The 8741-nt window shown below is 50.9% G+C and carries 7 protein-coding genes and 1 tRNA gene; 4 read left to right on the top strand and 4 right to left on the bottom strand.

The window, feature by feature from the left end; genetic code table 11:
• Positions 1 to 165: 165 nt before the first annotated feature.
• Both OXG75_01120 and leuS read right to left on the bottom strand, forming a co-directional pair.
• Positions 166 to 1233 (bottom strand): deoxyhypusine synthase family protein, encoded by a 1068-nt coding sequence (locus tag OXG75_01120; protein ID MCY3624592.1) that lies wholly within the window; start codon positions 1231 to 1233, stop codon positions 166 to 168.
• Between the two features lie 16 nt (positions 1234 to 1249).
• Entirely contained in the window at positions 1250 to 3706 is a 2457-nt protein-coding gene (gene leuS, locus OXG75_01115) for a leucine--tRNA ligase (GenBank protein ID MCY3624591.1), read from the bottom strand.
• 136 nt (positions 3707 to 3842) lie between these two features.
• Between leuS and OXG75_01110 the strand changes: the two genes are divergently transcribed.
• Both OXG75_01110 and OXG75_01105 read left to right on the top strand, forming a co-directional pair.
• Positions 3843 to 4589: a uracil-DNA glycosylase gene (locus OXG75_01110; GenBank protein MCY3624590.1), complete on the top strand. Its 747-nt coding sequence runs from the start codon at positions 3843 to 3845 to the stop codon at positions 4587 to 4589.
• Positions 4584 to 4660 (top strand) — tRNA-Arg (locus OXG75_01105). Before OXG75_01110 ends, OXG75_01105 begins: the two co-directional genes overlap by 6 nt.
• A gap of 37 nt (positions 4661 to 4697) precedes the next feature.
• Here the strand turns inward: OXG75_01105 and OXG75_01100 are convergent.
• Together OXG75_01100 and OXG75_01095 are read right to left on the bottom strand one after the other, a co-directional pair.
• Complete coding sequence (locus tag OXG75_01100; GenBank protein MCY3624589.1) at positions 4698 to 5492, bottom strand: class I SAM-dependent methyltransferase; 795 nt, start codon at positions 5490 to 5492, stop codon at positions 4698 to 4700.
• A 56-nt stretch (positions 5493 to 5548) separates the two neighbouring features.
• Positions 5549 to 5965, bottom strand: a complete 417-nt coding sequence (locus tag OXG75_01095; GenBank protein MCY3624588.1) for an NUDIX hydrolase — start codon at positions 5963 to 5965, stop codon at positions 5549 to 5551.
• A 174-nt stretch (positions 5966 to 6139) separates the two neighbouring features.
• On the opposite strand from OXG75_01095, the gene OXG75_01090 reads away from it, so the two are divergent.
• Both OXG75_01090 and OXG75_01085 read left to right on the top strand, forming a co-directional pair.
• Positions 6140 to 8251 carry a thioredoxin domain-containing protein gene (locus OXG75_01090; protein ID MCY3624587.1) on the top strand — a complete coding sequence of 704 codons (2112 nt, stop codon included), beginning with the start codon at positions 6140 to 6142 and terminating at the stop codon, positions 8249 to 8251.
• 204 nt (positions 8252 to 8455) lie between these two features.
• Positions 8456 to 8741 (top strand): IS1634 family transposase (locus OXG75_01085; GenBank protein MCY3624586.1); only part of this gene is annotated, 286 nt, incomplete at its 3' end.

Raw genomic sequence — 8741 nt, 5'->3', positions numbered from 1 at the left:
CATACCCGTGCGTGTAATTCCAGCTACTTACAACACGAATGTGCCGAAGTCAGGAAACTTTTCTGGTTAAGGAAGTCGAATCATGACGTCTGACAATCAGTTCAAGTAAAATCCAGAGCCGGACTCCGAAAAACTTCTGCATTTATATTCCGCGGGAAATGTGGGCTAATCATCGAACTTAAGAAGGGTTCCTTTCCTTTTTAGCTTGGTTTTTTCCGAAAGAGCATGAGAGACGATGGGAAGAGCTATGGTGGCGTCGCAATAGCACTGAACCAGGCTGCCTTCGGGATTTTCCTTTCCCCATGAAATAGCCTCTTCGAACGTGCACCCAGAGAGTCCCCCCCATTGGGGAGAATCGGTCGTGATCTGGATTGCGTATTTATGAGGATAGTAGGTTTCCTGCTCCCCGGTTCCTTTGCGGTTAAGTCCAGCCTTTCTTCCCGGAATCTTCCTGTCTTCGTAAAGAAGGTCGCCCGTGACGGCGAAAAGCTGAATAAAGTCTTTCGGGACCCCGCCGCCTATGTAAACCACTCCCGTGTCAACCACGCTCTCCCCCATTCCCATGAATTCCACGTAGTCCTGTATGGCGTCGATTGTGAGATGATGTCCCCTGCTTTCGGCTATGAGAGCCGCGTCTCCGTAGGGGCTGTCTGCTATTGCGGGGCAGAAGATCGGAACTTCGTTTCTTGCGGCCGTGGCTACTATGCTGTTTATGTTTTTCTTGTCGAGCCACTGTCCGCATCTTTTGAGAAATTCTCTTGAGGAATAGCTTCGGGATTTATCAAGAGTCATTATGAATTCGGCTAAAAGTTCGGTCATCTCAAGGTAGTCGGGCTCAGTTCCGTAAACATCGTAGTAGCGGTTTATCCCCTCGGAGAAAAGTTTTGTGTCGTCTTCGTTAGGAGTTCCCTGCCAGTACGAAAAACCCATCGCTTCCACTATGTCCTCGGAGATGTTCGCGCCGGTGGTTATCAGAACGTCTATGTACCTGTTCTCGATTAGCCAGTTTATTATTTTCCACTGTCCGGTTGTGGAAAGGGAGCCCGCGTATCCGAAAAAGATGGTGAGATTCTCAGCTTCCACCATCTTGCAGAGAACGTCCGCTACCCTGCCCAGACTTTTACCCTGAAATCCCGTCTGCGCCATTTCCTCGAGCAGTCTTGAGATCGGTTTCTCGGGAGAAACCTCTATCGCTTTTACTTTTTCCCCAAGATAGTCTGATCCTTCCTTCACGTTCTTTTTCTCCTTGCTAAACTCTTATGTCCACGAGTCTTTTTGGTACGTAGACGAAGTTTTTTATCTCCCGCCCCGCTATGTACTCCTTTACCCGGCTGTCGGAAAGGGCGATTTCCCTAACGGTTTCCTCGTCTGCGTCCGCGCTTAAGGAGATCTGGTTTCTCACTCTGGAGTTAACTCTTACGGGTATGGTTATCTCCGCGCTCTCAAAAGCGCTCTCGTCCCACTTTATCCACTCCTTGTCAACCAGGCTTCCGCTTTCTCCCGAAAGTTCCCAGAGTTCCTCCGCGAAATGGGGAGCCATAGGGTAGATAAGCCTCGTTATCGCGAGTAGCGACGTGCGGGCGTGCTCTCTTTCCACGCTTTTTTCTTTCCAGAGTGCGCTGAGTTCATTGAAAAGCTCCATTACGGCCGAAATTGCTGTGTTGAACTTGAAACTCTCTATGTCTTCCGTGACTTTTTTTATCGTCTGGTTAGTCGTGGCGGCGAGGGCAGCCGGCTTTCCCTCTGCCGGCAGTTCCTGGGTCTGCTCCTCGTTTTCCCGCTCGGCGAAAAACCCGGTGGCGAAACGCCAGACCCTGCCAAGAAACCTGAACATTCCGTTTACTCCCTGTTCGCTCCACTCAAGATCTTTTTCCACGGGGGCGGCGAAGAGCATGAACATCCTTACGGTGTCAGCCCCGTAGCGAACTATCATGTCGTCGGGATCCACGGTGTTCCCGAGAGACTTTGACATTTTCGCCCCGTCTTTTACCACCATTCCCTGGGTGAGAAGATTTTCAAAGGGTTCGTCGAGTCGGAAAACGCCGATGTCCCTGAGCACCTTCGTGAAAAACCTCGAGTAAAGCAGGTGAAGTATGGCGTGCTCTATTCCGCCTATGTACTGATTCACGGGAAGCCAGTAAGAGGTTTTTTCGGGCTCGAACATGCCGCCTTTAAAATCGGGAGAGGCGTATCTCAGAAAATACCATGAAGATTCGACAAACGTATCCATTGTGTCGGTTTCCCGTTTCGCAGGTTCCCCGCAGGCGGGGCAGCTTGTCGCGATGAAGCTTTCGATCTTGGAGAGAGCGGGGATTCGCTCTCCGTCAATATCTATCTCAAGCGGGAGTTCCACCGGAAGATCGGAATCCGGAACCGGAACCTCTCCGCACTGCTCGCAGTAAACTATGGGTATCGGTGCCCCCCAGTATCGCTGCCTTGAGATTCCCCAGTCCCGAAGACGGTAGTTGATCTTGGTTCCGCCCGCGGCGTTTTTCTGGAGAAACTCAGCTATTTCCCCGAAAGCTTTCTGGGAGGTGAGACCCGAGAGCCACCCGGAATCCCCGAGAATTCCCTTTTCCGTAAATGCTTCTTTTTCGATGTCAAAGACGCTTCCGTCGTCAGGGAAAATCACCTGTTTTATCTCGAGACCGTATTTTTTCGCGAACTCCCAGTCCCTCTGGTCGTGCGCGGGAACGCTCATTACCGCACCCGTTCCGTAGCTCATGAGGACGAAGTTCGCAGTCCATACAGGTATTTTCTCCCCGCTTATGGGGTGGATGGCCTCTATTCCCAGAGGAACGCCGGTTTTTTCCATGGTTTCAATCTCAGCTTCGGAGACAGGCGCCTTGCGACACCGGGCGAGAAAATCCGCTACTTCGGGGTTTTCCTTGGCCGTTTCGCCTACAAGAGGATGCTCGGGGGCCAGGGCCATGTAGGTCACCCCCATGATAGTGTCCGGGCGCGTGGTGAATATCTTCAAGACGCTCTTTTCCCCGTCCACGCAGAATTCGGCCTCGACTCCCTCGGATCTCCCTATCCAGTTCCTCTGCATGGTTTTAACCGCGTCGGGCCACCCCTTCATCTTTTCAAGTTCGTCCAGCAACTCTTCTGAGTAATCGCTTACCCTCAGGAACCACTGCGGTATTTCCTTTTTTTCGACAACCGCCCCTGAGCGCCATCCCTTCCCGTCAATCACCTGCTCATTTGCGAGCACTGTCTGGTCAACCGGATCCCAGTTAACAACGGAAGTCTTTCTGTACGCCAGCCCCTCGCGGTGAAGTCTGGTGAAAAGCCACTGCTCCCAGCGGTAGTATTCAACGTCGCATGTTGCGATCTCCCGGTTCCAGTCGTAGCTGAACCCGAGGCGCATGAGCTGCTGTTTCATCTGTGCTATGTTGGCCCGTGTCCAGGTCGAGGGATGTATGGCGTTTTGTATCGCCGCATTTTCGGCGGGCAGTCCGAAAGCGTCCCACCCGATGGGATGGAGCACGTTGAAGCCCCTCGCCCTTTTGAATCTCGAGACAACGTCCCCGATCGTGTAGTTTCTCACGTGTCCCATGTGGATTCTCCCTGACGGGTATGGGAACATTTCAAGAACGTAGTATTTTTCTCCGGAGGTTTCCTCGGAGACTTTGTAGGTGCCTTTTTCCGCCCAGAAATCCTGCCACTTTTTCTCGATTTCCTGCGGTTTGTATTCTCTCTCCATTCCGAGGGGAAAGCGTTTGACGGGTTTAGGTCTTGGGTTTTTGCAAACGCGGTCTTATTCTAATTAAAACCCGCCTCGCTTTCAAACCCCTTCGCTACCTACTACTGTTTGTGTTAAACTTCCTTTCCGGCGAGCAATGAGTTCCAGTGAATTTTACGAGACGGCGCGGGCGCTTGAGAACTATCTTCGGTTCTGCAAGGAGATCGGGATAGAGGAGTTGCCGGCTGGGTTTGCCGCTGGAGGCACCGAAATAGCGGATACGGAGAGAAACGGAACCGTTCTTTTAAGTGATCGCAGAAAATCGAGGGATTCATCTGCGGTCAAGACGCTTTCCGAGATAAGAGAGGAACTAGGGGACTGCACGAGGTGCCGTCTCTGCGAGACCAGAAAGAGCATAGTGTTCGGTGAGGGGAATCCCAAGGCAAGGCTCGTGTTTGTCGGTGAAGGTCCCGGAAGGGACGAAGACATTCAGGGAAGGCCCTTTGTCGGAAGGGCGGGACAGTTGCTTACGAAGATAATCCGGGCGATGAAGCTTGAGAGAAAGGACGTGTACATATGCAACGTTGTGAAGTGCCGTCCTCCGGGGAACAGGAACCCGCAACCGGACGAAGTGGCAAGCTGCGAGCCTTTTCTTATGAAACAGATAGAAAGCATAAACCCCGAGGTAATAGTTTCTCTCGGAAGCGTCGCTACCGGATTGATGCTCAAGCTTAAGAACTTCAAGATGGGGCAGTTAAGAGGCACTTTTCACCAGTACGGGGACTCAAAGCTTATGATTACGTACCACCCAGCCGCGCTTCTGCGAAACCCGTCTCTTAAAAAACCCGTCTGGGAAGACATGAAGCTTGTGATGAAGGAACTTGGGATACCTGTCAGCGGGTGATTAGCTCAGTGGATTAGAGCACAGGCCTCCGGAGCCTGGGGTCGGGGGTTCGAATCCCCCATCGCCCGCCACGATGTTAACCGAAATGCAACCGAATGTACTCCGGAGTTATTTCCTAAGGACGGTGTACATGGTTTTCTCATCGGACCAGTTGATCTTATCGGGGTCTTCATAGGATTCACGGATGTTTTTCCTGAACTCCGCAAGGGATCTTTCAAACTCCTGGCTCTCATAGAGATAGAAAGTCGAGTAGTGCTTGCTCTGCGTCCTCTCAACCAGTTCCTGCAGGGAATTCTCCCTGGCGAGAACAAATGTTTTCGTCTCAATAAGCTCAAGCCCCTCTGTGCTTTTGATTTCATCCTCAAGTCTTTCGGTATTGTAAAAGTCCGATTCCTTCTGGTTAAACGACGGGAAGTGTTTTCCCCATATGCTTTTCATGCTCTGGGTCTTGGTTCTTGTGTAAATAAAAAGAAACGATCCCTCTTGGAGCACCCTTGCACTTTCCCTCAGGAATTTCGGGGTATTGAAAAAATGTATGGCGTTGAAGCAGAATACGGCGTCAAGGGCACTATCTGCGATTGGAAGTTCCTGTGCCATGGCGATTTTGGTCACGTAGTTTCGGATGTCGTGATCCTCAAGGTACTGTTCGAGGCTCTCAAGCATGAACTCGTTTGTGTCATAGCAGTAAAGAAACAGGTCCTCCTTGCCCAGGTGCTCGAAGAAAAGTCTTGCGTACCGTCCTGCTCCGGCCCCCACGTCGGCAGCCTTTATTTTTCCCTTGTCCCCTATTATTCCCTTTATGTAGAGCACGGGTTCTGAGTCTGTGACTCTCAGGGACCTGTAGATGGCCGCTACCCGCGCATAATGACTCTGTGTCTTCTTTATGAACTGTTGGCTTTTCATTCGTTCCTCTCCGGTGTGAGTATGAAGTTGCGATTGCTGTTTGGTCGATTAAGGCTTCAGCTCCAGGACTGGGAGCCTAGGATGTTTTTCTGAAAACTTTCTGCGACTTCCCGAAACAGGTAGGCGACCGTGTCGGGAAGATCGTCAATCCCGCACCATTTTCTTTTTCTGTCCCTTTCGTAATCTCCCGTATCTTCAATGGCCCTGGCGCGGAAAAAAGTGTAGAGAACGTGTCTTTTTCCTCCTTCAATGACCATTATGTCGAGAGGCTGCTCTATTTCCACCTTGTATCCGCTTTCCTCAAGACATTCCCTCTCCGCCGCCTCAGCGGGAGTTTCGCCGTAATCGACTCCTCCGGCGGGAAAGACCCATGAATCATTGAGCTTTCTTGAACTCACTAGGATGACTTCAATTTCCCCGAGGCTGTTTTCCCTGTAAGCGACGACGCCTGCCTTTTGTACGGGTTTACGCATTCAGGTGAGAATGTTAGCCTAAAAATAGAATATAAACAGAAGGAAATTATTATTTTCCCCGAGCGGAGGAAATTTCTCCGACGGGTTTTTCAAGACTGGGAACGCCTTACGTTGCATGGAACTTATTTTTGATCGGACTATATAATTCCCCCATTCCTCGAAGAGGAGGTTTGAATGTCAAATAGACTTAAAAATGAAAAGAGCCCTTATCTTCTCCAGCACGCGGAGAACCCGGTTGACTGGTATCCGTGGGGAGAGGAAGCGTTCGAGAAAGCTCGGGAACTTGGGAGGCCAATATTTCTTTCCATAGGATACTCGACCTGTCACTGGTGCCACGTTATGGAGCGCGAATCCTTCGAGGATGCCGAGGTAGCGGGGCTTATGAACGAGAACTTCGTCTCGATCAAGGTTGACAGGGAGGAGCGTCCCGACATTGACAATATCTACATGACTGTCTGTCACGTGATTTCAAGGAAAGGCTGCGGCTGGCCTCTTAACATAGTCATGACGCCTGAAGGGGAACCTTTTTTCGCCGGAACCTATATACCTAAGGAGAACCGTTACGGTAGAGTTGGAATGCAGGAGCTTGTGCCGGCGATAAAGGAACTCTGGGAGAACAAAAGGGAAGAGGTTCTGGAATCGGCCCGGCAGATAACCGACGCCGTCTGCAGCCTTGGAGATTCGCTGCGGAAAGCCGAGGCCTCCCAGCTTAACGAGAAAACCCTCGATCAGGCCTACAGTTACTTTCTTTCGGCTTTCGATCCCGATGAAGGCGGCTTCGGGAAAGCTCCGAAATTTCCGACTCCTCACAACTTGATGTTTCTGATGAGGCATTACGGGCGCACCGGGAAAGATGTTTCCTTGAGGATGGTTGAGAAAACGCTCCTCGCTATGGGAAGGGGCGGCATATACGACCATGTGGGCTTCGGTTTTCACAGGTATTCGACCGACTCGCGATGGCTTGTTCCCCATTTCGAGAAGATGCTTTATGACCAGGCGCTTTTGGCAATCACTTACACAGAAGGGTGGCAGATCACGAAAAACCCGTTTTACGAAAAAAAAGTGAGAGAAATACTCGAATACCTGATTCGGGACATGACCTCTCCCGAAGGAGGTATTTACTCGGCTGAAGATGCCGACAGCGAAGGGGAGGAAGGAAAGTTCTATCTTTGGACCGTAGGGGAGTTAGAGGAGCTCGTGGGAGCGGAGGACGCAGAACTCCTCTCGGATGTCTACAATCTCTCTAGCGACGGAAATTTCACGGACGAGGCAACGGGAGAGCAAAGCGACAGGAATATATTTCACCTGAAAGAACCCCTAGCAGACACTGCGGCGCGGCGCGGTATCCCGGTCGAAACGCTTGAGAGGAAACTTGAGGGTCTGCGGGACAAGCTGTTTGCTTGCAGGGAAAAAAGAGTTCATCCCTATAAAGACGACAAGATACTCACGGACTGGAACGGAATAGCGATAGCGGCGTTTTCAAAAGCGGCGGCGGCTTTCGCAGAGAAGAGATATTCTGATGCGGCTTGGGGCTCGATAGAATTCATAATGCGGAACCTTTTCCGCGAGGGAAGGCTTCTTCACCGCTACCGCGAGGGTGAAGCGGGCATAATGGCAAGCGTCGATGATTACGCTTTTTTCGTATGGGGACTTCTTGAATACTACGAAAGCGTTTTCGATGAAAAATATCTCGCTTTGGCTATTTCTCTCTGCCGTGATCAGTTCGAACATTTCTGGGATGAGGAGTTCGCGGGTTTTTTCTTCACGGCCGATGACAGCGAAGCTCTGATAACCAGACAGAAGGAAATTTATGACGGGGCGCTCCCATCCGGAAACTCGGTTTCAATACTTAACATCCTGAAAATTGCGAGACTGACCGCCGACCCCGAACTTGAAGAGAAGGCAGCCCGGATGACAGCGGCTTTTTCTCCTCTGGTTTCAAGACACCCGGCTTCTTTTTCAATGCACATGAACTCTCTTGATTTCATGCTGGGCCCTTCTTTCGAGATAGTGATAGCCGGGGACAGAAATTCCCCCGAGACCCGCCGGTTTCTCGATGCTCTCTCGGGCGAGTACTTGCCGAACAAGGTCGTGATATTAAAAGACGAAGAAAACGAAGAGGAAATTTCAAGAATTGCCCCTTACACGCAGGGCCATAGCTCCATTAACGGAAAAACCGCGGCGTACATATGCTCAAATTACGAGTGCCGTCTTCCGACGGATGACCCGGTGCGGATGCTTGAACTTATACGAGAAGGGAAAAGTATCGATAAAGTGCCTGGGTAGGGATGCTTACACGGGTAATCCCCTCTCCCTAATCCCAACTTCACAGGCTAAAAAAGCCTGAATCCCTTCATAACCCACTGTCACAATTGAGTTTTTCTGGAATCAGGTGGGTTTTTACCTGTCTTTTTGTTCCCATGTCTCTGTTGCCCTGCTTTCCCCCTCTCTTCCCTTGACACTACTATATATTGTGTTATTATTGTTCCCATGTCATTACATGTCGATACCATACCCAACAGAAAAAGCAGACCCACCATCCTGCTCCGCAAAGCCTGGAGAGAGGGTGACCGCGTAATAAAGAAAACTCTTTGCAACCTCACTCACCTGCCCCCGCATATCATTGACGGCATAAGAGCCATGCTCAAGGGCGGAGTCGTATACAGGGACATAAAGGAAGCCTTTCCCATAAAACGTTCCCTTCCCCACGGCCACGTGGCAGCAGTGTACGGCACCGCGAAGAACATTGGTCTTGACGGCATACTGCAAAGAAAGA

It is taken from the genome of Candidatus Dadabacteria bacterium (assembly GCA_026705445.1).
Taxonomy (GTDB): domain Bacteria; phylum Desulfobacterota_D; class UBA1144; order Nemesobacterales; family Nemesobacteraceae; genus Nemesobacter.
Note: the sequence above shows the minus strand (reverse complement) of the source record. Positions and strands in the feature narration are given on the sequence as shown.

Excerpts from the sequence above, each read along its gene's own strand:
- OXG75_01110 (MCY3624590.1), top strand. The coding sequence starts at position 3,843 with ATGAGTTCCAGTGAATTTTACGAGACGGCGCGGGCGCTTGAGAACTAT.
- leuS (MCY3624591.1), bottom strand. The coding sequence starts at position 3,706 with ATGGAGAGAGAATACAAACCGCAGGAAATCGAGAAAAAGTGGCAGGAT.
- OXG75_01095 (MCY3624588.1), bottom strand. The coding sequence starts at position 5,965 with ATGCGTAAACCCGTACAAAAGGCAGGCGTCGTCGCTTACAGGGAAAAC.
- OXG75_01100 (MCY3624589.1), bottom strand. The coding sequence starts at position 5,492 with ATGAAAAGCCAACAGTTCATAAAGAAGACACAGAGTCATTATGCGCGG.
- OXG75_01090 (MCY3624587.1), top strand. The coding sequence starts at position 6,140 with ATGTCAAATAGACTTAAAAATGAAAAGAGCCCTTATCTTCTCCAGCAC.